A 23,638-nucleotide genomic window follows, 5' to 3' on the forward strand; every position below is an offset into this window, starting at 1 on the left:
CGAATGGAAAAGATAAAAGTACTGTTAGTCGAGGATGAACAGACCCTCGCCATGATTATCAAAGATACCCTCAAAGGCCAGGGTTTCCTCATCCATACCGCCGCCGACGGCGAAGAGGGGCTGCGCCTGTTCTTCGACCTTCGCCCCGATGTGCTGGTGGCCGACGTCATGATGCCTCGTATGGACGGCTTCGAGATGGTACGCCGCATCCGCCAGACCGACCGACACACACCCGTCCTCTTCCTAACAGCCCGCTCGGCGGTGAACGACGTGGTAGAAGGTTTCGAACTGGGTGCCAATGATTACCTGAAGAAGCCCTTCGGCATGCAGGAACTCATCGTGCGCATCAAGGCACTCATGGGCCGTGCCTGCACCTACACCCCATCTGCCGAAAGCGAGCAAATCCTCTACGAAATAGGCCGTTACCAGCTCGACACACGCCGTCAGCTCCTGCTGCACGAGGGTACGGAACAGGAACTTTCACACCGCGAAGCCGAAATCCTGCGCCGTCTCTGCCAGAACCGCAACTGCGTGGTGAACATGCGCGACATCCTGCTTGACCTTTGGGGAGACGACTCCTTCTTCAACCAGCGCAGCCTGCACGTTTTCATCACCAAGCTCCGCCACAAACTGGCCAAGGACGAACACATCCGCATCATCAATGTGCGAGGTGTCGGATACAAATTGATTACAGAATAATCACCAACCACCTCATCCAACCTTGAAAAACCGATAAATTGTCTTAAGACGGAGTGAAGAGTGTCAGGAAAAGCAGTATCTTTGATGCAGACAACAATGTATAGAGATATGAAACGATTCTTGACTCTGTTTTCGCTCCTTGCCATATACTGCGGCATCGCCTTTGCACAGACTGAAGCGTCCTCCGACACCCTACGGCAAGTAGCAGGCGACATACCTCCGACAGGAGAACAACTGCTGCCCGACGGTGTAAAAAACTACGACGGCTTCCTGATAGACATGAACAGCCTGGTAAAAATGCCCAAGCCAGATTTGGAAAAATCATATAAGATAGTTGTCCCCGACGCCAGCAAGGACTACAACTGGATATTTCGCCTGAATCCTAATGTCACCTACTCCTCGGGACTGAGCAACATGTTCTCCCTATCAGGTTCACCCTATTTCAGCAGTAATCCGTTCGGCATTATGGGCTTCGGCTTCGGTAACACGACAGACAACCTGCAGATGGGCAGTTTCCGCCTGAAGAACGGCTGGCGGCTGAACACTTACGGCGAATATGACAAGGATGGCTGGCGGGTACCCAATCCTTCGGCCTTGCCCTGGCAGAAAAACAATTTCAAGGGTGCCTTCGAACTGAAGTCACAGAACGGCTCGTTCGGCATCCGCATCGAAGTGCAGAAAGGACGAGAAAACCCGTTTTTCTATTAAAACCCAGAACATCATGCAACAGAAAATACTGATAGTAGGAGCCAACGGATTCACAGGCCGACGCATCCTCGACACACTGTCGGCCAAGACGGAATACCAAGTGACCGGCTGTTCGCTGCACGCAGACATCCATCCACACTCATGCTGCAACTACCGCTTTGTGCAAGCTGACATCTGCAATGAAACGGCTGTCAACCGCCTGTTTGACGAACTTCGGCCCAACGTTGTCATCAACACTTCCGCTCTCTCTTCACCTGACTATTGCGAGAGTCACCGCACAGAAACGGACGAAATCAATGTCCATGCCGTTGCCCGTCTGGCCACGAACTGCGAACGCCTCGGCTGCCGGCTCGTCCATCTGTCTACAGACTTCGTGTTCGGTGGAGACTGCGACCGTCTTTACACCGAAGAAGACACACCTGCTCCCGTGAACTATTATGGTCGAAGCAAATGGGAAAGCGAACGCCAAGTTGCCCGTCTGTGCAGCAACTACGCTGTGGCTCGCATCGTAGTAGTCTACGGCCAGCCCCTGCCCGGCCAGCACGGCAACATCGTACGCCTTGTGGCTGACCGCCTGCGTAGCGGACAATCTATCCGCGTGGTAAACGACCAATGGCGTACACCGACTTTTGTGGACGACGTTGCACAAGGTATCGAACGGCTCATCAGTTATCCGTCAAACGGACTCTTCCACATCTGTGGTCCCGAATGCCTGACCATTGCCGACATAGCCTATCGGGTGGCCGACGTCCTGCAACTGGATGCCTCGCTGATTCAACCTGTCAGTACAGCCGAAATGCAGGAAGCCACTCCCCGACCCCGTTTCAGCGGTCTGAGTATAGACAAAGCCCGCCAACTGCTGGGCTACAGTCCGCGTTCGCTGGAAGAAGGTATACGCAGCATGTTCTAAAAAAATGGAGGGCATGCACCGAAAAAACGATGCATACCCTCCTCTACAACCAACGAAAGTTTGAAATTTCACATACACTGATAATCGGGGACAGAATTATGACTGCACACATTGATGCCCAATGTTTCCAACAGTTCTTCCAACCCCACAGGCGTCAACTGCTGGGCCGCATCTGAAAGCGCCTTTTCCGGGCAACAATGCGATTCCAGGAAAAGCCCGTCGTTGTGATGCCCGAGAGCTTCGCGACACAACTGATAAAGCAATTCTCTCTTTCCTGCAATATGACTGGGGTCACAATAAACGGGAAAATCAGGAAATTCTGCATGCATGCTGTCCACCAATTCCCATAAAGGGGTATTACGATAAGGTGCATTGTCGGGCAGACAAAAGCCTCGATGTATCAGCGAAAGCCGGCAAATGCCAACCCGTGCCAAACGCTCCACTGCCCCAATCCAAAGTGACAAGTCGGGACAAACAGGATTCTTCACAAAAAGAGGAATATCGACTCCACGCAATGCCTCAGCCAATTCGGACATCATAAAAGGATTGACTGTGGTCCGTGCTCCAATCCATAGCATATCCATTCCCCCCTTCAATGCAGCCTCCACATGCGACGGCATAGCCACTTCGGTCATTACTTTCATTCCATACAAGCGTTGAACTTCGTTGAGCCACGGCAAAGCCTGGACACCTACCCCTTCGAATGTCCCACAACGTGAACGAGGTTTCCACAAGCCGGCACGCAAAACAGAAATGCCGGCTTTCTTCAGTCCTGCTGCCGTTTCGAGCACCTGCTGCGCAGATTCCGCACTACAAGGGCCGGCTATCACATCCATTATTCTTCCTCTCATCATTACCCTGTCTTTAACCTGTTTATTTCATAATACACACATCCGATATCATGCCGAAACGTTCATTATCGTTCAGACTCCATACCACTTTACCGGATTCATCCATTTCAAAAACCTGAGGACTTCCTGCCTCTTTGGCTGTCTTGTCATGACCTTGCCAGTTGCAAACATAAATGCCACCGTTTTCGGATTTGCAAAGACCAGCCACAAAGAAAAGGCGTACTCCCTGAATATCATCCTGACCGTACTGAGCCACAACCTCACCCGTCTGCATATTTGCCTTGAGCAAAATGTGACGGTCACCACAGGCTACCCAATACAAATCGTCCTTGTCGTGAAGGACCGTAAAGAAGTTTCCACCCAAATCTGTTGAACGCACCAATTCTCCTTGCGGAGATACTTCACAAACTGTTTTACCTCCCATCAGGGGAATCATATAATTACCTATTGTATTCTTATTGACTTGACGAAACTGAGCATGCGAACGTTCGATGCCCGTCTCATACTCTGTGCGGCAGATTTCTTTTCCTTCTTTGTCTACTTCCATGATTACCGACGGATGACCGGCCCATGCCAACAGAATGTTTCCGTCAGGCAGGACACGCGCTGTCTGCATCTCACAACCTTCAGGGGCCGGAATGTTCCAAAGTTCCTGATGATCCTTTGTAACAACCTTGGCACCTTTACGGTAAGAGAACAGAATATTCCCTTCGGGGGTACAAGCAACCGAATTGCATTCCCAACCTTTCTCCAACGGATATTCCCATTCTATCTGTTTGGTTTCCTTGTCGATGATGACAACCTTATTCCAACCGGAACCTCCCAGCAACAATTTGACCTGTTCCTGCCGGCAGGAAGCCAGAGACAGGAACAGAGTCAATATACTTGCCAACACAAGTAACCTACGCATAACTTACTTGTTTTTGAGTTCCAGGAACAGCTGATAAGCCTGTTCGGGTGTAAGGCCGTCATGAACTACGGCATGTACAGCCTGAATCATAGCGGCAGGCGATTCACTCTGGAACACATTACGTCCCATATCTACGCCGGCAGCACCGTCGTTAACAGCTTTATAGCACAATTCAAGCGCTTCCTGCTCGGGCAGTTTCTTACCACCTGCAATCACTACAGGGACAGGACAAGAAGCCGCAATCTTCTCAAAGCCTTCGCAATAATAGGTCTTGACGATGGAAGCTCCATTCTCGGCACATACACGGGAAGCCAAAGCGAAGTAACGGGCATCGCGGGCCATCTGCTTGCCTACTGCCGTCACACCCATAACAGGAATGCCATAGCGGTTACCCAAATCGACTGCACGTACCAGATTGGCTGCTGTAATAGCCTCCTGATCACCGTCTCCTGCCGAAAACATGACTGCCATAGCCGAAGCATTGCAACGGATAGCGTCCTCTACATCAATCAGGACATTGCGGTTCAACTCGGTCAGAATCGTCGAACCTGCATCAGAACGCAAACAAACGGGCTTGTTCACATTGGCAGGAATCGAAGTCTGCAGAATGCCGCGCGTACACATCAGACAGTCGGCATACTGTACCAAGGGAACAATATTCAAGTCGATGCGCTCCAATCCAGAAGTAGGTCCCATAATAAAACCGTGGTCGAAAGCCAGCATTACCGTACGTCCAGTCTTCGGATTAAAAATGCGGGACAAACGGTCTTTCATACCCCAACTCATACAAGAAGCGCCTTTTACATGAAAATTTGCCTGCGAAGCAGCTTGGTCCAAACCAAAATTGGTCGCTTCTCTAAATCCATCCATATCAGCCATAATGTTTATTCTTTTTATGTTTTAAGTTTTGTAATATCTGTTTATTCATTCAACGCCTGTGCAAACGAACGGAACATGCAACTCCACGAAGTGGCACCACTGTCGGCAAAACCGACGGAGCGTTCACCATAATTCCGGGCACGGCCAAAATTAGCTTTCATCTGTACAGTAGCCTTGGCACCAGCTTCAGCCGCATCGGCACCTGCGCACATCACGACGGCGATGTCTTCATCCTTACAGCCTTGCATAGCCTCTACAGCCGGAACCAACGCATCCATCATGGTTTTGTCGCCCGGTTTGGCCTGGGTTTGTTTCTGCACGTTGGACAAACCACCGGCAAACATACGGCGAACACCTTCCGCATCCAATTCAGTTCCGGACGCACAATCGCTCATACCCAAAAAGAAGGCACCCAGCAACGTACTGGTAGAACCGCTCACCTGAAGCATCACATCGAAGCCCATATCGTTCAGCATCGTCTTGAATTCCGTTCCCTTACGGGCCGTCTCCACCACAGCCGTCATGGCCGTAACGATGGCCTGTCCATGGTCACCGTCACCAATGACTGCGTCAAGACGGGAGAACTCCTCTTCGCGCTCGCGGATATTCTTCAAGGCACATTCCAACATGGCCTTAAAATCGTCTATCGTCAAAATATTCTTCATCGTTTATCTGCTTTTATTTGCCAATGACAGTCCAGTAGGGGGCATTCGAAGGCTTGTTCTTCAAATAATCGATATGGTCATCGTCCAAACGGGCCATAATCATTTGGAAACCGGCCTGTTCCTGAACAGTCAGCAATTCCTGAATACGACTTACAACGACCTTCAGGCCACGTGCTTCCAATTCCTTATAGGCTTTGCGGAACACAATGTTCAGCTCCATATGCGTAGTGGCACCCACTCCATTGATGATAAGCATCATCTTGTCGCCCGACTGGGGTTGCAGCTGACGGCAAAGCAGGTCAACCATCTCAGCAGCTGTATCATCGGCCGAAACCAGCGGCTTCTGGCCACCACCACCTTCACCGTGCTGACCCATACCTATCTCCATGATACCGGCAGGCAGATCGGTAATGACTGCTCCATTCTGAGGATGTGAGCATGACTTCATGGCTACAGCCAGCGTAGCCACATTCTTGTTATAGCGTTCGGCAATCTCTACAAGTTCTTCCAACGACTTACCTTCTTCTGAAGCGGCTCCCAGAATCTTATACAAGGGAACACATCCTGCCAATCCGCGACGGTCATTGATATCGGCTCCGATACCGGCACTGATATCATCGTGTGTCAACACTTTGGCTACCTTGATGCCTGCGCGTTCGGCCAACTGGCATGCCATGTTGGCACTCATCACGTCGCCCGAATGATTGAGTACAACAAGCAGGATACCTGCTTCGCGCTTCATCAGTTGCAAAGCCTGAAACAGGCGCTGGGCACCAGGAGCTGCAAAGATGTCGCCCACTACGGAGCAGTCCAGCATACCTTCGCCTACGAAACCGCTCAAAGCAGGTTCGTGGCCCGATCCACCCAATGTCACGATAGCAACCTTGTCCGCAGCCTTGGGATTGGCACGAACTACAATATTCTCAGCAGCCAGCTTCACCTGGTCGGGATAAGCCAATACATAACCTTCCAGCAATTCGGCAGTAATATTCTCGGGATTGTTGATAAATTTAGTCTGCATAATGATAGTCCTCCTTCATTTATTATTTGATTTCCATTAATTCGATAGCGATGCCTTCTTCCTCGATGAAAGCAATCGTCAGGTGTTCATCACAAACGGCAGGTCCGAAAATAACATTCTTCCCCTTCAGCTCTTCCTCCAACGAAGGAACTGTATAAGCGATGTGTCCCTGCTTTTGCACGAGCTCAGGCATGCAACTGCCCGGTTCGAACTTCAGAAATTCTATCTTGTTGGGGCTCTTGCTGAAATCCGTAAGCCATACGCTCAAACCTTCGTTATAAAAAGCTCCCTGAGGGATGGTGTCGGTAACGAGTCCGACATGATTAAACGTTCTCATGGTTGTTGTTTTTAAAATTAATATTTGGATTGATTAAAGTATTTTTTCATCGACAGCCAAGACATGAATCCCAGCAGGAAAACCAGCCCGAAAGCAACCCCAATCCATACAAACAGATTGGACACATGGTCGTTCTGGCCATAGGAATGCATGCCGCTCAAGAAGTAATTGACACCGAAGAAGGTCATCAGTACAGATGAAAAGGCCAAAACGGAGAGGAAATTGAACAGCCACTCCTTCAGCCGTACCTTCAACAAATGAATATGTGTCACTATTGCATAGACTACCATCGTGATAAGCGCCCAAGTTTCCTTGGGATCCCATCCCCAATAACGTCCCCACGACTCGTTGGCCCAGACGGCACCCAAGAAAGTACCGACCGTCATCAAGACCAAACCGATCCACAAAGACATCTCGTTCATAATGCTCAATTCGTCCACACGGCCCATGAGACGGGCAGCCTGCCTGTTTCGGGGTACCATGCACATCAGCAGCAGATTGGCAATTCCCACCAGGCTGCTCAGGCCGAAGAAGCCATAAGCGGCCACAATCACTGCCACATGGAACATCAGCCAAGGCGACTTCAAGACAGGAACCAGAGTCGTAATCTGCGGATCCATCCAGTTCAATCCCGAAACAAAGAGAATGACACCGCCAAAGAGAACCGCGAGGGCAAACACCAGCATATCGCGTTTCACAAAGAGCAAACCAGCCAGGACGGTAGCCCATGCCACATAGACCATGGTTTCATAAGAATTGCTCCAAGGAGCGTAACCGCCCACATACCAGCGTATGCCCATACCATAGACATGGAAACAGAACACCGCTGCCACACCAGCCACAAGCACCCACCGTACCCAACGGTAACGGCACAGACCGAAAAGTGAAAGGACAGCCCAAAGCAGGCTCAAGCCTCCCAACACCAGATAGCCTACACGGCAACGGGAAAATACCTTCTGATGATTGTACTTCACCTCCATCTTCATCTTCTCGGGCGACACGTCAACTCCTTCGGCCTTGGCCTGCTGATAAGTGTCAATCATACCCAGCACTTCGTCGGCCGTCTTCCAGTCGTTACTGCCTATGGCACCCGAAACTTCTTCCAGATACCAGTCGAATATACGCGAAACAAACATTGAGTCCTGTCCGCTATAAGCCGAGAGGTCGTCGCCAGGCGCATACCACGTGTGTGTAGAGTCACCCTCCAGAGGAAACAGACGAATCATCTGGCGGGAAGAAAGCAGATGGAATACATTGGCTTGCTCATCCAGCTTCAGCATGTCCTTCTCCATCCGACTACGCTGGGCAGGATCTTTCTGATATATGACCTCAAGCGAATCCTGCAATTTATATTTTCCTTCCTCATCGAACAACTGTACGAACGAGACATGGGGCATCGACAAACCATAGCGTGACGCAAGCTCTTCGTCATCCAAAGCAATGCAAGGCACCTGCGCCCATACATCGGGCATCAGCAACAGGCTGAGCAGGAATTGGTCGGAATTCAGCGAACGGATATGGTCGGCCTTGTAGAGCTTGCGCAGGACTTCCGACGAAAAGGTATTGACTGGCATCATACGCCCTCCCTCACCCTGTACGGGTAACTCACCCCAACGGGCAGCATGAGCCTCGCTCACACGATAGCGTTCTATCATCTGCCAGGCATCATCGGGGGCAGCATTCAGTGCCAACCCTCCCCCCAGGAAGAGCAACAGGAGCGATGCCCTGCCGGCCTGCATCGTCTTCAGACGGCGGAACAGGCGACGAAAACGTCCGTCACGCCCCACAAGCGAAAGAATCAGCCCCAGGAGCAACAACACATAACCCGTATAGGTGACATTCCTGCCCGCCACATCGTGGTTGACCGAAAGGACACTACCCCGCTCGTCCGAATCGAAAGAAGCCTGATAAAGTCTGTAGCCCTCCACGTCGAGCACATTGTTCATGTAGATATGCGCGTCGTACTCTTTGGCCTGCGTATGTACGGTAACGAAGCTCTCATAGGAAGAAGGGCTGCCCGAGCCCGGATAGCGCTTCAGTACGAAATCGTTCAGACGGACACTGAAAGGCAACTTCTGTTCGGCATATTGCCCGTCGGCATCGCGAACCATCATCGATGCAGCCGATTCTCCCTCGCGCAGATGGAGTATTCCCTCCTCACCCCAAAGGTGAGTGATGACAGCTCCGGTCAGAATTACAACGAAGGAAAGATGGGTGAACATCAGCCCCAATCGGTTCTTCGACAGATATTGATGCTTGCCCGCATACAAAAGGAAATTGGCAACCAGCAACAGCTGTAAGAAAAGAAGAAACGGAGAACGATAGATCCAACGTCCAGCCACCGGAGTCCCCCAATATTTTTCGACCCAAGTAGCCACCGCCAGCAGCATTGCATAAACAACCAGCAACACAACCGACATGCGGAAAGAAGAGAACCACTTAACGAACTTATTCATCATGGTATTCATACACTTTTACTCTAAACCTGCAGGATGGAAAAGCATTGTTTTCATCAGGAGAAAGCACCGTTTTCGCCAAAGGAAAACATCGTTTTCTCCAAGAAAAGGCATCGGATACGGATGCCATCCCTTTTCTGCAGCATACATCAAAAGAAAGACAGAGGGGAGAGAGGATTTCTCCCCTCTGTCCAGTCACACTACCTTTAATCTTCAATAATCACACGGAAACCTACGTTGAATACACGCTGATAAGGATAGAATCCCTTGCGTGAATAAGAAGTGGAGAACTTGGGACGCTCGAAGAACGAACCTCCACGAACCACTTTATATTCGGCTTCCACTTTGCTGTTCTCCTTATACGGATAGGGCACATAGTCGGAACGGGTCCACTCGCCTACATTTCCATGCATCGAATACAGGCCGAACGGATTGGCTTCGTACTGCTTGCCACCTACCTGAATCAGGTTACCGTCGTCTACGCTCTCCTCTTTGGGCAGGTAGATATAGTACTTATACCAAGGATTGTTCGGACTCATCGGCTGAGGATCCACACCATATACAGCAAACTTCAAAGTTGTCTTGTCGGCCAGGTTGTCCTTCCGTCCGAAATCGGCATGCATGTCGCCATACCAGAAGTCGTCGGCACTTCCTGCACGGCAGGCCCATTCCCACTGAGCTTCGGTAGGCAGGGTCACGTTCAGACCTGTCTTCTCGCTCAGCTTGCGGCAGAATTCCATCGCGTCATTGTAGCTGACACGGATCACAGGTTGTTCGGGCTTATTGGCCGGATACCCCTGTACCACGTGGTCTTTCCACTGCTGGTCGATGAAACGGCTGTCATGCTCGGGGAAGAAGACGTTGAACTGCTCGTTGGTCACTTCCAGCTCGCCCATCCAGAATGCCTTGCGCACCTTCACCTTTGTAGTAGGATAAGTGTCGGAAGGACCGTTGTAGCTTCCCATTACGAACTGGCCGGCAGGAATGCGCACAAAGGTCATCTTCACGCCAGGAGCCAATTCGATAACCTTCTTGGTTTCTCCTTCGGCTTCCTGCATGGCGCGGGCGGTCTGTGCATCGAACGGCCAGCCTTTCGCCTTCAGTTCTTTCACCTTCACGGGCTTCACAGGTTCGGGCATGACAGGAGTAATTTCGCCTTTGCTCTTCAGGTAAGAAGCATAATCGGCAATTTCCTTCTTCCAATCCACACCTGCACCGTTACCATATTTATTGGTCAGCTCGATACGGCGTTCTATCTGGTCGAATCCCTTATAGGGCACCATATTCAGCACATTGGCATTGAAGTAGCCCTTGTCAGGTGCATTGTAGTCAATCCAGTTGTACAACGTACGCCATTCCTTATCGGTCAGCTGGACGTTGTAGTGTCCGCGCTTCAGCATACGAACCAACTCACTGGTATTCGGATGATATTCGTAGGGCTGGAGCACTACCATATCGCCTTCACCTCCCTGACGATGAACATAAGGATGCAGGTTCAGGTACGACGTACCATAACCTCTCTTGTCTTTCTTGCCTCCACGCAGGTCGAAAGCCTTTTCACCGTTATGACAGGCAATGCAGGCACGGTCGAGGATGGGTTGCATCTCCAGGTCGAAAGTAAACGAACGGACACCACCTTCGGGCGGGGTCAGCTTGTTGGGCTCTTTCTGAGAAGCGATAACACGCTTGGGAATGGCAATCTGATTCTGGTCTTCGTGGCAACCTACGCACGATACCACTTCGCCCGGCTGTCCTGTTACCCAGCTGCGCATCCATTGTATAGCCACACCATCCTTGTCGATAGGCTGAATGGAAATAGGCGTATTGGCAGGTGCCTTGAAGATAACGGAACCGTCTTCCTCCACAGGTACTGTACCCAGCAGGCGCTTGATATCCCAACCTGACTGGATGCCGTGCCAGTTGTGGTCCGAAGTCGTCTTTACATATGCATATTCGTAAGCGTGCAGACGGAGTTCCTTCACCGTACCACGAGGAATGCCACGCAGGCCTTCTCCTTCATAGATATCCTGAATGAAGAAAGTAGCCTCCTTCTGATCGAGCTTCACACGGTCGGGAATAACAGGAGGAGTAGCCGTCTTTCTCACCAGAATAGGACTGATGAAGCCCTCTCCTTCCGTCTCCATGATACAAGTCACGTTATCGAAGACATCCACCAGATAGATACCCCACAAAGAATTGGGAGACAACTTGGCAGCTACCAGGAAATATTTTTCATTCAGCACCGTCGGCTTGATGAACTGAGGCCATACGCCATCCACCAGCTGGTCCTTGATCAGTTCCTGAATCGGACGGTTACGATAAGGAATTTCCTGCACCATACCGCTTACACTCTTGCGTCCCTTGGCCGGATTGAAGACAATCAGACGACCTGAACGGGCTACACCATGGTGACCCGAAATGATACCCACAAAAGCAGAACCGCTGTTGGGCAAGGGCTGAACGTCGAACGTACTATTGGGGAACATGGCACCACTTCCATAAAGAGCCTTGTTCTCAGTACCGTCCGGATTCATGTGCATCACGATACGCGAATAATAGTGTGTCAGGTCGGTATACTCCCAACGGGTATACATCACCTTACCGTTGTTCATAATGACAGGATTCCAGTTGGCATCCTGGTCGAAAGTCAGACGGCGCAGGTTCTTGTCCTTCGGATTGTAAAGCACCAGATTACCTACCTGGTCGCTTCCGCTCACACAAGGCACACCCTGATAACCGATGTTCGAGATGGCCAGAATACGTCCGTCGGGCAGATAGGTACCATCATAGAACTCGAGATCGGGTTCTTCGTTGTGCACCAGTTTCTTGAATCCTGTACCATCCAGATTCACTTCGAAGATGTTCCAGCGCTGGTCTTCCTGAAGCTGTGTAAACATCATGCGGTCGCCATCCCAATGCAGACGCAAGTCGGCAATGGAAGAACCGTTGTCGGGCTTGTACACCTGACGCGTCTTAATATCGCCTCTCAGATTGGAGAGTTCGACAATCTCGGCATCGAAACCACCGCGACGAGCCGACTCCTGATTACTCCAGTTATTGGATTGCGTACCCAACTGGGGTGCCATCGCTCTACGGGCGTTACCTCCCAAACGATAATGGGAAGCCACAATCTTGTCCGAATCGAGCAACGGATTGCCCAACAGAATGGATCGTTTCAGCTGCAATGCCTTCCGCGCATTATCGATAGCCTGAGCATCTCCTTTGTAAATACCGGCAAACCCCTTTTGTACCAGGGAAGCCAGTTCGTTCAACTGAGGTTCGTAAACAGACGTCTTGAAGTTTCTGTCCCGCTGCATATCCTTGTAAGCCAGACGCACAGCTTCCATATTGAGCCAACGCAACTGCTCCTGCAGGTCGATGACAGCAAGCACCTCTTTCTGAAGATTCTTGACCTCGGCTTCTGTCAAACCGGCTTGTGCCTTTGCTTTCAATTCACCAAGCCGAGCTTCGAAGTAAGCCTTGTCCTTCAAACCGTCCACAAGTCTCTGCAGCCCCTTCAATTCAGCCTCGAACGGTTGCTTGTCCGCTTGGGCCACATATAGGGTGCTTGGCATCGTCCCAGCCATTGCCGTACCTTGGGAAAGGCATCCGGAAAGCAGAAGAAGGACTGTGTAAAACTGTCTATTCATGGTTCATGGTATTTAAATGGAAATACTTACAATTTAGCCTTCGTGTTCGTGAAGCGAAGTCCGTCATTGTCGTGGTAGCATGCCCACTCGTCTACAATGGCACCTTCAGGACCAGCCATCATGAAATGGAACGTACCCAGTTCTTTCAGACGAAGTACATCACCTACATTCTGCACAACAAAGTTCTTGCTCTTGATAGGACCGTGAGTAGGAGAAATGGCGGGTGCATTCGGCGTTTCGTCTCCCACTTCAGAGAAGTTGTATACCCAACCGTGTTCTACCATCCAGGACTCGTGCTTGGCAGGGAAGCCCGGAGTAGCGACATGAGCATGTTCGGGAATCATCTGGCCCGGAAGCAAATAAATGGCATGAGCAAAATACTTGTATTCAGGATCGTTCACCCAGAAGATGCCACCCATACCTACATTTTCAAAATCGCCCAAACCGAAATCGGTTACCCACATGTCCTTTGCCATCAGTTCAGTGAAAGGAACATTATAGAACTTGAACATGTCTTTCATGGCTTCCATAGCCACATCCTGCTGGAACTTGCCGTCCTTGTAGAAATCGGCATTCGTAAATTTCTTGCTATACTTCATGGTTTCTTTATTTTGATTAAGTTCAACATTGTCACACTCTTTTTCACAAGTTTCGCTCTTGTTCGCATTGCCCGAACAAGCAGCCAACGAAGCACATACAAATACTGTAAGCAACTGTTTCATAACATTCTTCTTCATAATAAATCTATTTAATCAGTTAATAATTATACATTTTCATTCCATCGCAATGCCTTCTATCTCTATCAGCAGCTCTTCCCTACAGACATCAGTCTCCAGATAGCAGACCGAAACCGTTTTCTCACGAGAAGCCAACTTGCGCTTGACTGCTTCATAATCTTTCGGATACTTCAGGTACACCCTTAACAGACAGATTTCGGCATTGCCCGTCAATTGGGCTATATTCTCCATCGTAATGTCCAGTTGCCTTTCTATTCCTACACCCGTCAGGCTTTCCTCTCCACGGATGGCTGCAGTGCCCGATATATAGACCAGACGGTTTCCATCGGTCGTTATACTCTTGGCGCGTTCAAACTTTGGAGTTGTTTTCTTCGATCCGGCCTCTAGCAATACATCATCCGAATAGGCGTGAGCCGCAACCTGCAACTTATTGTCTATCGGCGTAATCAGGCAGGAACCCGACTGAGGGACAACCGCATCAAAGTCAACCAATACTCCACCCCAACTGCTGCCTATACCTGTTGCGGCCGGATAGCCGTCCTTCCATTGGGCAGCCGAGTAAAATTCGCTACGGGCATTGTTGAACATTTGATAATGTTGGTCTTCACCGTCCTGAGCCGTGATACGTTCGATGTAATTCCATTGCCTTACGATAGAATCAATGGGAAAACTTTCCTTTTCCAAAAGTCCATTCATCTTCCGGAAAACCTCCTTCGACTGGGTGTAGATATCCGACGACAAATCGGCTTGCCACCCTCCGGAAAACAAGAAACGTCCATTGGCATTCTCCACCAAAACGTATGCTGTACCTTCATACGACTTATACGAAATCTTGTCATCCTTATCGGGAGAATAGCTGTGCACCTCCATGACAAGCCCACCTTCCAAAGGCGGCTGAGCCACATAATTCAACACAGGTTCCTTGCCTGCAAACCGGCTACGGACCTGCTTGCGCAACATTTCCCGCTGTTCTTCGTATTCCCGATTGCCGTCAGGCGCGCCAAAGAACACCAAACGGACAATGTCCCCCTTCTCGGGCAAACGGGTAAAGAGTTCTCCTGCCATCTGCTCAAAATCGCCTTCCGACGAACGGCAGAGGGTATAATGAATCTTTTCGCAATAATTCATAAGGAATTCACATATTCGGTTAGTGCTTCAATGTCTTTCTTGGATACTTTCTTTTCGATACCATGGCGGTGTACCTCAAAGACTTCCTGCATCGTGGCTGCACGCCCGTCGAACAGATAGGGAGCCGTACGCCATACTTCACGCAAGGTCGGAGTATCCCATCCTTTTTCAAACTCCACATCCTCGCCGATGCGGTGCATCTTCAAGTCTGTATAGTAGATACCGCTATGACACTCACCACATTTCAACTTGTCGAAGACCTTCTTGCCGGCCTGTGCCTTCTCGGACAATTCGCCATTGACCAGATAAGGACTGGGCACAGGTTGCAGGGACTTCAGATAAGCATCCACGCAACGTGCATCTTCTTCCGACACGTCAAAGAACTGGATAAACTTGAAACCGGCACGTACAGCCCATTCGGCCGACTCACGGACACCTGATATCATGCTGGGCGGAGTGACATGGCTGAACAACATGCTCTTACAGTTCTTGGAATTGCCTACACCATCGTTCATCAAATCCCAATTCATACCATCGGTACGCGCATCGCCCGGATGGCAACCGTTACAGCTCTGCCAATTCTGGAAACAATGTGAAGCGTCATTGAAATATTTTTCACCCTTGTCGATATCGCTCTCCACGCGCTCCGGATTCAAGTTGGCCGAAGTCAAGGCAAGGGTATGTATATCCATTACATTCAAGATGTCTGCAAAATAGGTCGGTACAAACAAACGACGGTCGGCCAGCAGAATGGCGCGGGGACCATTGCCCTGCAAGGGAATGCGTTCGCGCAAGCCATACAGGAATGTCAGGTCGTACTCCAGCAATTTCTTGTCGGGATAGGCCAGGAACTTATCCAGCATCTCTTTATGACGTATCACACTGATTTCGTGCGTACCCGAATGGGAAATGAAAATGCTCTCGTCGTTGCAGGCTATACTCCAGATACCTGCTGCACCACGTTCGGGCTCATCTACAATCACAACGCCGAGGAACTCCTGCTTTTCAGTATCAATCACACTGAAAGCACTTGTGTTCATCCAACCCTGCTGCAGCTGGGAAGTAGGAACCGTATAGCGTCCCAAGTTGTGGGACACATAAACATATTTTCCGTCGGGAGTTATACAGATTCCGCGCAAGGCATTGCTGCCGTTGGCCAATTTGATATCCTTTACTTTGGTAAAGCTCTCCAGATCGATAACCGACACACAGGCAGCTACATAATCCAAATCGGCCCGCTGGGCGGGGAGAAAATTCGTCACATACAGATATTTGCCATCTTTGCTGACAACGGCCGACTTCGGTTCACGAAGGACAGGAGCCGTACGCAAGACCTTGTTGGTGGACATATCCACTTCGGAAACCGTGTTTTGGAACTGGTTGCAGACATACAGACGACCTGCCTCCTTATTGACAATCGGACTGCAGGCACCCGAACCGGTTTCCACCACCGCAATTTCCTTGCCTGCGGGCCAATCCAGCACATGGAGCAGTCCCTTGGTTTCGAATGTAGTGACATACACCCGATTTCCATCTGCTGCCACTCCTGTCGGAATTTCCGGCATGGCAAACGATTTTTCCAACTTCTGGCCGTCTGCCGAATAGACCGCAACTCTGCGGCTTCCCTTTTCCGACATAACCAGTTTTCCCTGAGCATCCAAAACCAGACCTGTGGGATACAACGGGTTATGGCCAGCAAAAACTGTCATGGCCATACCCGTCATAAATCCCAGTAACAAACCTTTTATGTTTCTTTGTGTCTTCATGGTTTAATTATATCTTATTTAGTTCGTATATACCCCAATTCTGCGGAGATGCGGGCAGCCGTTTCCTTTATCAAGGCCGCATCTTCCTCTATCACTTTTTCAGGAAGCCTGTCTTTGGGTCCTGAAATCCAGATGGCTCCACAAGGATAGCCTCTGAAGTTGAAGACAGGAGCACCTATGCAGATAACCCCCGAAAGTTCTTCTTCATTGTCCATCGCAAACCCCTGCCGGAACACGTTTTCGAGTTCCTCCAGATAGCGTTCACGGGACGTGATTGTCCGCTCATTGAACCGCTTGAACTCCATATAGGAGAGATATCTGTCTCTTACCGTGTTTGGGAGATAGGCCATGATAGCCTTTCCCGGCGCGGAACAATGCAGTTCAAACGGCTTGCCCGGCGACAACTTGAAGCTGAAGGCGTAGGAACCTTGGGCCTGATCGATAAAAATACCTTTTTCTTCACCCAGTACCCCGAAGCACACCGTTTCCTTCAGCTTGTCACGCAGCTCCCGCATGTAAGGGAAAACCGTTTCGAGCAGCTGATGCTCGTTCAAAGCACGGAACCCCAACGTCAGCAGCTTGCGGGACAATTTATATCGTCTGGAATCCTCTTCATACATCAGATACTCCAGCCTTACCATCGCATTCAGGATGCGATAGGCCGTAGTCTGCGATATTTCAAGATCATCCTTTATTTCCTGCAAGGTTTTTCCTTGGTAACTATATGAAAGATAATCCAACACAGCCAACCCCTTTTCCAAGTTGGGCACCGAATAACCCGTATCCTTTTTTTCCATATTTGAACACAGCTTTTCCATATTTGGAATATTAATTCATACTGGAATTAAACATAAGAATTTATTTTCAGGGAGACAAATGCTTTAGCATTTTTTTATACTACTCATTCTCCACAAAAACCTCTCCCAACAATCTGTCTTCCACAAAGCATTGTTTTAGCCAGACAAAAGTAATGCTTTATCGTGGAAAAAGCATCGTTTTCGCACACGGACTTCCTACGCTTTACACTATTTTAAATATAGGTAAGCTTTCGGCACAGGCAAAACTGCGTTTTCCCCCTCTGTACTTCGCTCGGTTTGCACTATCGGTTCAGAATATAGGCGGCACCTCGGATGTACAAAAGATGAAAACTGTGTTTCCTCTTTTGTACTTCGCTCGGTTTGCACTATCTTTGCCATTCGAAAATCAATAAGGAGACTTGACCATCGTGAAAAAGAAACCGATCAGAAAATCGTCACTGCGCTTCCGCCGCTGGAGCCACAAGAGCTATGCTGCATTTGCCAGCATCGGGCGGAATGTCACTATCGGACGCCTGTCCAAAGGCGTGGCCGACAGTTCGCTGCGCAAACAGACGGACACGACGGATACACTCCTTCCATCCTTATCATCCATTATGACCATCGAACAACTGAAACTGCGGGTACTGGCAGGCACAGCCCTGTCGCCCGAAGAAGCGGCCTGGCTGGCAGGTACGGCCGACCGCGAGGCGCTCTACCGCGCCGCCCACGAGATTACCGAGGCATGTGCCCCGCGCGAATTCGATATGTGCTCCATCGTCAATGCCAAGTCGGGCCGATGCCCTGAAAACTGCAAATGGTGCGCACAATCCTCCCACTACCACACACAGGCCGACATCTACGACCTGCTGCCCGCCGAAGAATGCCTGCGGCACGCCCGTGCCAACGAAGAGCAGGACGTCAACCGGTTCTCCCTGGTGACCAGCGGACGAAAACCTTCCAAGAAACAGATTGAACAACTTTGCGACACGGTGCGCTACCTGCGCCGCCATTCGTCCATCCAGCTCTGCGCCTCGCTGGGCCTGGCCGATGAAGACGAACTGCGGCAACTGCACGAAGCCGGCGTGACGCGCTACCACTGCAATCTCGAGACGGCTCCCAGCTACTTCCCCACCCTCTGCTCCACACACACGCAGGAGGAGAAGATACACACGCTGGAAGCAGCCCGCCGCGTGGGCATGGACGTGTGCAGCGGCGGCATTATCGGCATGGGCGAAACAATGGAGCAGCGAATCGAGCTGGCTTTCACGCTCCGCAAGCTGGGCGTGCAATCCATCCCCATGAACCTGCTCAGCCCCATCAAGGGTACGCCGCTCGAACATCAGGCACCGCTGACCGAGGACGAGATACTAACCACCATTGCTCTTTTCCGCTTCATCAACCCCACAGCCTACCTGCGCTTTGCAGGCGGACGTTCGCAACTCAGCCGCGACGCCGTGAAGAAAGCCTTATATATAGGTATCAACTCGGCCATCGTGGGCGACCTGCTCACCACCCTCGGCTCGAAGGTAGCTGAAGACAAGCAGCTGGTGCGCGAGGCAGGTTACCGCCTCTGCGACTCACAGTTCGACCGCGAACACCTGTGGCATCCCTATACCTCGACCACCAATCCGCTGCCCGTCTACAAAGTGAAGAGTGCGCAGGGAGCCACTATCACACTGGAAAGTGGTGAAACACTGATAGAAGGCATGTCTTCGTGGTGGTGCCAGGTGCACGGCTACAACCACCCCGTACTGAACCAGGCCGTGGAGGAACAGCTGAAACGGATGTCGCACGTCATGTTCGGCGGCCTGACACACGACCCTGCCATCGAACTGGGCCGTCTGCTGCTGCCGCTGGTGCCGCCCTCCATGCAGAAAATCTTCTACGCCGACTCTGGCTCCGTAGCCGTGGAGGTAGCGCTGAAGATGGCCGTACAATATTGGGTCGGACGGGGAAAGGAGAAGAAAAACAATTTCGTCACTATCCGCTCGGGTTACCACGGCGATACATGGAATGCCATGTCGGTCTGCGACCCCGTCACGGGCATGCACTCGCTCTTCGGCAGTGCCCTGCCCGTGCGCTACTTCGTGCCGCAACCCCGCTCGCGCTTCAACGGTGAATGGAATCCTGACGACATCCTGCCGCTGAAAGAAACCATCGAACGCCATGCCGACGAACTGGCCGCCCTCATCCTCGAGCCCATCGTGCAAGGCGCGGGCGGCATGTGGTTCTATCATCCGCAATACCTGCGCGAAGCCGCCCGCCTGTGCCGCGAACACGGCCTGCTGCTCATCTTCGACGAGATAGCCACGGGCTTCGGACGGACGGGACGCCTCTTCGCCTGGGAGCATGCGGGTGTGGAGCCTGACATCATGTGTATCGGCAAGGCGCTGACGGGCGGATACATGACCCTGTCTGCCGTACTGGCCACGAATGAGGTGGCCGATACCATCTCGAACCACGCCCCCGGCTGCTTCATGCACGGCCCCACATTCATGGGCAATCCGCTGGCCTGCGCCTGCGCCTGCGCCTCCATCCGCCTGCTCACGTCGACGGAATACGACTGGCAGGGACGGGTTCGCCGCATCGAAGCACAGCTGCGCCGCGAACTGGAACCTGCCCGACTGTTTCCGCAAGTGGCCGACGTGCGCGTATTGGGTGCCATCGGCGTCATCGAAACCAAGACACCGGTGGACATGGCCTGGATGCAGCGCCGCTTCGTGGAAGAGGGCATCTGGGTACGCCCCTTCGGACGACTGGTTTACCTGATGCCGCCCTTCGTCATCGAACCGGAGCAGTTGAGCCGACTGACGGGAGGATTGCTGAAAATTGTAGCGGAAATGAAATAACAAATGACCATGAACTTTACCCAAGAACTGCAACAAGAACTCGACGCCCTGCGCGCCCGGGGTAACCTACGCCACCTGCCCCGCCTGGAGCACGACGGACGCTACATCACCACCCCCGACGGACGGCGGATGCTGAACCTCTCGTCCAACGACTACCTGGGCCTGGCGGCCGATACCGACCTGCGCCGCGAATTTCTGGAAACGCTGACGCCCGAAACCTTCCTGCCCACCTCGTCGTCATCGCGCCTGCTCACGGGCAACTTCCGCGTCTATGACGAGCTGGAAGACGAACTGGCCCGGCGGTTCGGTACCGAAGCCGCGCTGGTGTTCAACTGCGGCTACCACGCCAACACGGGGATTCTGCCCGCCGTGGCCGATGCGCAGACGCTCATCCTGGCCGACAAGCTGGTGCACGCCAGCCTCATCGACGGCATCCGTCTCGCCGCGCCCGCCCGCTGCATCCGCTACCGCCACAACGACCTGGCGCAGCTGGAACGGCTCGTCAGCGAACACAGCGGCCAGTGCCACCGCCTCATCATCGTCACCGAAAGCGTGTTCAGCATGGACGGCGACCGCACCGACCTGCGCCGCCTCGTGGCTCTGAAACAACAATACGACAATGTGCTGCTCTACGTCGACGAGGCCCATGCCTTCGGTGTCTTCGGTCCCACGGGGCTGGGCTGCGCCGAGGAAGAGGGCTGCACAAGGGACATCGACTTCCTCGTGGGTACCTTCGGCAAGGCCTGCGCCTCGGCCGGAGCCTACGTGGCGTGTAGCCGGACGGTGCGCGAGTACCTCGTCAACCGCATGCGCCCGTTCATCTTCACCACCGCCCTGCCGCCCGTCAGCGTGGCATGGACGCTGTTCGTGGTGCGCCGGCTGGCCGCGATGGACGACCGCCGCCGCCACGTCCTGCGCCTGGGCGAACGGCTTCGTACCCGCCTGGCCGAGGAAGGATACTCTACCCCCAGTGTCAGCCAGATTGTGCCGATGATTGTGGGGCCGAGCGCCGACACCGTGCTGCGCGCCGAAGCCCTGCAACGCCACGGCTTCTACGCCCTGCCCGTCCGCCCGCCCACGGTGCCCGAAGGCACGTCGCGCATCCGCTTCTCGCTGACGGCCGCCCTGACGGAAGAGGAAATAAACGCCATTCCCTTTACTGAAGAAAACGATTGATAAAAATAGAATTCACATGAAACAAGTATACCTCATCCACGAACGCCATCCCCGCCTGCTCCTGTTCTTTGCCGGATGGGCGGCAGACGAAACGCCGTTCCGCCACTACCGTCCGCAGGGGATGGACTACCTGATCTGCTACGACTACCGCACGCTGGACTTCGACGCCGCGCCCCTGCGCGACTATGCCGAGGTGCACGTCGTGGGCTGGTCGATGGGCGTATGGGCCGCCTCACACGTGCTGCCCTCCGCGGGCCTGAACGTGGCCAGCTGCACCGCCCTGAACGGCACGCCCCGCCCCATCGACGAGCGGCGCGGCATCCCGCCCGCCATCTACCAGGGCACGCTCGACGGACTGACGGGCGCCTCGCTCCACAAGTTCCTGCGCCGCATGTGTGCCGACAGCACCGCCTTCCGCGAGTTTCTCGACCGCACACCCCGCCGCCCGCTGGACGAGATACGCGACGAGCTGGCCTGCATCGCCCGCCTCGACACCACGCTGCCCGACGCCGCGCTGGCGTGGACCGAGGCTGTCGTGGGACGCGCAGACCGCATCATCCCGCCCGCCAACCAGCTGACGGCCTGGCGCGAGCTGGGCACGCCCGTCCTCGAGACCGACGACGCACACTACCAGGAACCTCTCTTCAAACACTACCTGCAAGATCGATGGACAAACAACTGATAGCTGAACGATTTGCCCGCGCCCGCGCCACCTACAGCCGCGAGGCGCGCGTGCAGCAGCAGGTGGCCGAGAAGATGACCGCCCTGCTCCGCCGCACCCTGCCCGACGCCCGCTTCGACCGCATCGCCGAGTTCGGCTGCGGCACGGGGCTGTATTCGCAGCTCATCCACGACACATGGCATCCCTCGCTGCTCCACCTCAACGATCTCTGCCCCGAGATGCGTTTCTGCCTAGAGGAACTGACGGCGCAACCCGGCGTGACCTTCGAGGCGGGCGATGCCGAGACCTGCCCCCTGCCCGGCGGGCTGGACCTGCTGACGTCGTGCTCCACCCTCCAGTGGTTCGCCTCGCCCCGTGACTTCTTCCGCCGCGCCGCCTCACTGTTCCGCCCCGACGGCGTGCTGGCCTTTACCACCTTCGGCCTGCGCAACCTGTACGAGATACGCACACTGACGGGCAACGGGCTGGACTACACGCCGCCCCAGCAGCTCCGCCGCGAGCTGGAAGACGCCGGCTTCCGCATCCTCCATCTGGAGCAGGAAGAGGCCGTGCTCCGCTTTCCCACTCCCGTCGACGTCCTGCGCCACCTGCGCATGACGGGTGTCACCGGCACGGAAAAGCAGACGTGGAGCCGCGGCCGCCTGCAAGCGTTCTGCGACGAATACATCCGCCGCTTCGGCTCACCCGAGGGAGTGAGCCTGACGTATCAACCGATATATGTGATTTCTTCCAAAAAAACACCAACATTATGAACAACATCTACTTCATCAGCGGCATCGACACCGATGCCGGAAAATCTTACTGCACCGCCTGGTATGCGGCGCAGCTCATCCAAGAAGGCCGACGGGTAATCACCCAGAAATTCATCCAGACAGGCAACGTGGGCCACAGCGAAGACATCGACCTGCACCGCCGCCTCATGGGCACCGGTTACCTGCCCGAAGACCGTGAAGGCCTCACCATGCCCGAAATCTTCTCCTACCCCGCCTCGCCCGACCTGGCCGCACGCATCGACCACCGCGAAATAAACTTCGAACGCATCGGGCAGGCTACGCAGGAACTGGCCCGCCGCTACGACACGGTGCTGGTCGAAGGTGCCGGCGGCCTGATGGTCCCCTTGAAGGACGAGTACCTCACCATCGACTACATCGCCGAACGGGGTTATCCGCTCATCTTCGTCACCTCGGGCAAGTTGGGCAGCGTGAACCACACCCTGCTCAGCCTGGAAGCCGTTGCCCGCCGCGGCATCCGGCTCGACACCGTGCTCTACAATCTCTACCCCACCCTGGCCGACACCACCATTCAACAGGACACGCAGCAGTACCTGCGCCGCTACCTCGAACGACACTTCCCTCAATGCCGCTTCCTGACGGTACCGGTACTCGAAAGGTAAGAAAAAAGAAAGGGCAGGCCGTAC

At 53.0% G+C, this 23,638-nt stretch carries 20 protein-coding genes; 8 read left to right on the plus strand and 12 right to left on the minus strand.

All coding sequences use genetic code 11. The features are described 5' to 3' along the window. The first annotated feature begins 3 nt into the window (after window positions 1-3). The 3 genes from RDO88_RS03825 (at window position 4) to RDO88_RS03835 (ending at window position 2,317) form a co-directional block, all read left to right on the plus strand. Window positions 4-699: a response regulator gene (locus tag RDO88_RS03825; RefSeq protein ID WP_307758103.1), complete on the plus strand. Its 696-nt coding sequence runs from the start codon at window positions 4-6 to the stop codon at window positions 697-699. A 108-nt stretch (window positions 700-807) separates the two neighbouring features. Further along, entirely contained in the window at window positions 808-1,407 is a 600-nt protein-coding gene (locus tag RDO88_RS03830) for an occludin (RefSeq protein ID WP_307758104.1), read from the plus strand. Window positions 1,408-1,420: 13 nt separating this feature from the next. Next, window positions 1,421-2,317 (plus strand): sugar nucleotide-binding protein, encoded by an 897-nt coding sequence (locus tag RDO88_RS03835; RefSeq protein ID WP_307758105.1) that lies wholly within the window; start codon window positions 1,421-1,423, stop codon window positions 2,315-2,317. Window positions 2,318-2,385: 68 nt separating this feature from the next. Here RDO88_RS03835 and RDO88_RS03840 read toward each other — a convergent pair whose 3' ends face one another. From RDO88_RS03840 to RDO88_RS03895, 12 genes are all read right to left on the minus strand, one after another. After that, window positions 2,386-3,168 (minus strand): phospho-2-dehydro-3-deoxyheptonate aldolase, encoded by a 783-nt coding sequence (locus RDO88_RS03840; RefSeq protein ID WP_307758106.1) that lies wholly within the window; start codon window positions 3,166-3,168, stop codon window positions 2,386-2,388. 22 nt (window positions 3,169-3,190) lie between these two features. Next, the gene (locus tag RDO88_RS03845) at window positions 3,191-4,078 is read right to left on the minus strand and encodes a hypothetical protein (protein WP_307758107.1); all 888 of its coding nucleotides are present in this window, start codon (window positions 4,076-4,078) and stop codon (window positions 3,191-3,193) included. Window positions 4,079-4,081: 3 nt separating this feature from the next. Then, complete coding sequence (lsrF, locus tag RDO88_RS03850) at window positions 4,082-4,957, minus strand: 3-hydroxy-5-phosphonooxypentane-2,4-dione thiolase (RefSeq protein ID WP_307758108.1); 876 nt, start codon at window positions 4,955-4,957, stop codon at window positions 4,082-4,084. Between the two features lie 41 nt (window positions 4,958-4,998). Further along, complete coding sequence (locus tag RDO88_RS03855) at window positions 4,999-5,622, minus strand: DAK2 domain-containing protein (RefSeq protein WP_307758109.1); 624 nt, start codon at window positions 5,620-5,622, stop codon at window positions 4,999-5,001. Between the two features lie 13 nt (window positions 5,623-5,635). Beyond that, window positions 5,636-6,643, minus strand: a complete 1,008-nt coding sequence (locus tag RDO88_RS03860) for a dihydroxyacetone kinase subunit DhaK (RefSeq protein ID WP_307758110.1) — start codon at window positions 6,641-6,643, stop codon at window positions 5,636-5,638. A gap of 22 nt (window positions 6,644-6,665) precedes the next feature. Continuing rightward, window positions 6,666-6,980: a hypothetical protein gene (locus RDO88_RS03865; protein WP_307758111.1), complete on the minus strand. Its 315-nt coding sequence runs from the start codon at window positions 6,978-6,980 to the stop codon at window positions 6,666-6,668. A gap of 17 nt (window positions 6,981-6,997) precedes the next feature. Further along, window positions 6,998-9,439, minus strand: coding sequence for a cytochrome c biogenesis protein CcsA (gene ccsA / locus RDO88_RS03870; protein ID WP_307758196.1), 2,442 nt, complete (start codon window positions 9,437-9,439; stop codon window positions 6,998-7,000). Between the two features lie 203 nt (window positions 9,440-9,642). Next, window positions 9,643-13,086, minus strand: coding sequence for an SUMF1/EgtB/PvdO family nonheme iron enzyme (locus RDO88_RS03875; protein ID WP_307758112.1), 3,444 nt, complete (start codon window positions 13,084-13,086; stop codon window positions 9,643-9,645). A 26-nt stretch (window positions 13,087-13,112) separates the two neighbouring features. Then, entirely contained in the window at window positions 13,113-13,823 is a 711-nt protein-coding gene (locus tag RDO88_RS03880; RefSeq protein ID WP_307758113.1) for a hypothetical protein, read from the minus strand. Between the two features lie 36 nt (window positions 13,824-13,859). Then, window positions 13,860-14,951, minus strand: coding sequence for an endoribonuclease L-PSP (locus RDO88_RS03885; protein WP_307758114.1), 1,092 nt, complete (start codon window positions 14,949-14,951; stop codon window positions 13,860-13,862). After that, on the minus strand, window positions 14,948-16,717 hold the full coding sequence (locus RDO88_RS03890; protein ID WP_374043893.1) for a YVTN family beta-propeller repeat-containing protein: 1,770 nt from the start codon (window positions 16,715-16,717) through the stop codon (window positions 14,948-14,950). The genes RDO88_RS03885 and RDO88_RS03890 overlap by 4 nt, the downstream gene beginning before the upstream one ends. 14 nt (window positions 16,718-16,731) lie before the next feature. Further along, window positions 16,732-17,535 (minus strand): IclR family transcriptional regulator, encoded by an 804-nt coding sequence (locus RDO88_RS03895; protein WP_374043894.1) that lies wholly within the window; start codon window positions 17,533-17,535, stop codon window positions 16,732-16,734. 593 nt (window positions 17,536-18,128) lie between these two features. On the opposite strand from RDO88_RS03895, the gene bioA reads away from it, so the two are divergent. Genes bioA through bioD form a run of 5 tightly spaced genes read left to right on the plus strand, consistent with a single transcriptional unit; the run spans window position 18,129 to window position 23,614 of the window. Then, complete coding sequence (gene bioA, locus RDO88_RS03900) at window positions 18,129-20,363, plus strand: adenosylmethionine--8-amino-7-oxononanoate transaminase (protein WP_307758198.1); 2,235 nt, start codon at window positions 18,129-18,131, stop codon at window positions 20,361-20,363. Window positions 20,364-20,372: 9 nt separating this feature from the next. Beyond that, window positions 20,373-21,539 carry an aminotransferase class I/II-fold pyridoxal phosphate-dependent enzyme gene (locus RDO88_RS03905; RefSeq protein ID WP_307758116.1) on the plus strand — a complete coding sequence of 389 codons (1,167 nt, stop codon included), beginning with the start codon at window positions 20,373-20,375 and terminating at the stop codon, window positions 21,537-21,539. A 16-nt stretch (window positions 21,540-21,555) separates the two neighbouring features. Next, window positions 21,556-22,221: an alpha/beta fold hydrolase gene (locus RDO88_RS03910; protein ID WP_307758117.1), complete on the plus strand. Its 666-nt coding sequence runs from the start codon at window positions 21,556-21,558 to the stop codon at window positions 22,219-22,221. Further along, a complete protein-coding gene (bioC, locus tag RDO88_RS03915; protein WP_307758118.1) occupies window positions 22,206-22,973 on the plus strand; it encodes a malonyl-ACP O-methyltransferase BioC in 768 nt (255 codons plus the stop codon). Before RDO88_RS03910 ends, bioC begins: the two co-directional genes overlap by 16 nt. After that, window positions 22,967-23,614 carry a dethiobiotin synthase gene (gene bioD, locus RDO88_RS03920; protein ID WP_307758199.1) on the plus strand — a complete coding sequence of 216 codons (648 nt, stop codon included), beginning with the start codon at window positions 22,967-22,969 and terminating at the stop codon, window positions 23,612-23,614. Before bioC ends, bioD begins: the two co-directional genes overlap by 7 nt. The last annotated feature ends 24 nt before the right edge of the window (window positions 23,615-23,638 follow it).

It is taken from the genome of uncultured Mediterranea sp. (assembly GCF_902493215.1).
Lineage (GTDB): Bacteria > Bacteroidota > Bacteroidia > Bacteroidales > Bacteroidaceae > Bacteroides.

Bases quoted from the DNA above. Each gene is read 5' to 3' on its own strand.
- RDO88_RS03825 (WP_307758103.1), top strand. From the start codon at position 4: ATGGAAAAGATAAAAGTACTGTTAGTCGAGGATGAACAGACCCTCGCC.
- RDO88_RS03830 (WP_307758104.1), top strand. From the start codon at position 808: ATGAAACGATTCTTGACTCTGTTTTCGCTCCTTGCCATATACTGCGGC.
- RDO88_RS03835 (WP_307758105.1), top strand. From the start codon at position 1,421: ATGCAACAGAAAATACTGATAGTAGGAGCCAACGGATTCACAGGCCGA.
- RDO88_RS03840 (WP_307758106.1), bottom strand. From the start codon at position 3,168: ATGAGAGGAAGAATAATGGATGTGATAGCCGGCCCTTGTAGTGCGGAA.
- RDO88_RS03845 (WP_307758107.1), bottom strand. From the start codon at position 4,078: ATGCGTAGGTTACTTGTGTTGGCAAGTATATTGACTCTGTTCCTGTCT.
- lsrF (WP_307758108.1), bottom strand. From the start codon at position 4,957: ATGGCTGATATGGATGGATTTAGAGAAGCGACCAATTTTGGTTTGGAC.
- RDO88_RS03855 (WP_307758109.1), bottom strand. From the start codon at position 5,622: ATGAAGAATATTTTGACGATAGACGATTTTAAGGCCATGTTGGAATGT.
- RDO88_RS03860 (WP_307758110.1), bottom strand. From the start codon at position 6,643: ATGCAGACTAAATTTATCAACAATCCCGAGAATATTACTGCCGAATTG.
- RDO88_RS03865 (WP_307758111.1), bottom strand. From the start codon at position 6,980: ATGAGAACGTTTAATCATGTCGGACTCGTTACCGACACCATCCCTCAG.
- ccsA (WP_307758196.1), bottom strand. From the start codon at position 9,439: ATGATGAATAAGTTCGTTAAGTGGTTCTCTTCTTTCCGCATGTCGGTT.
- RDO88_RS03875 (WP_307758112.1), bottom strand. From the start codon at position 13,086: ATGAATAGACAGTTTTACACAGTCCTTCTTCTGCTTTCCGGATGCCTT.
- RDO88_RS03880 (WP_307758113.1), bottom strand. From the start codon at position 13,823: ATGAAGAAGAATGTTATGAAACAGTTGCTTACAGTATTTGTATGTGCT.
- RDO88_RS03885 (WP_307758114.1), bottom strand. From the start codon at position 14,951: ATGAATTATTGCGAAAAGATTCATTATACCCTCTGCCGTTCGTCGGAA.
- RDO88_RS03890 (WP_374043893.1), bottom strand. From the start codon at position 16,717: ATGAAGACACAAAGAAACATAAAAGGTTTGTTACTGGGATTTATGACG.
- RDO88_RS03895 (WP_374043894.1), bottom strand. From the start codon at position 17,535: ATGGAAAAGCTGTGTTCAAATATGGAAAAAAAGGATACGGGTTATTCG.
- bioA (WP_307758198.1), top strand. From the start codon at position 18,129: ATGACCATCGAACAACTGAAACTGCGGGTACTGGCAGGCACAGCCCTG.
- RDO88_RS03905 (WP_307758116.1), top strand. From the start codon at position 20,373: ATGAACTTTACCCAAGAACTGCAACAAGAACTCGACGCCCTGCGCGCC.
- RDO88_RS03910 (WP_307758117.1), top strand. From the start codon at position 21,556: ATGAAACAAGTATACCTCATCCACGAACGCCATCCCCGCCTGCTCCTG.
- bioC (WP_307758118.1), top strand. From the start codon at position 22,206: ATGGACAAACAACTGATAGCTGAACGATTTGCCCGCGCCCGCGCCACC.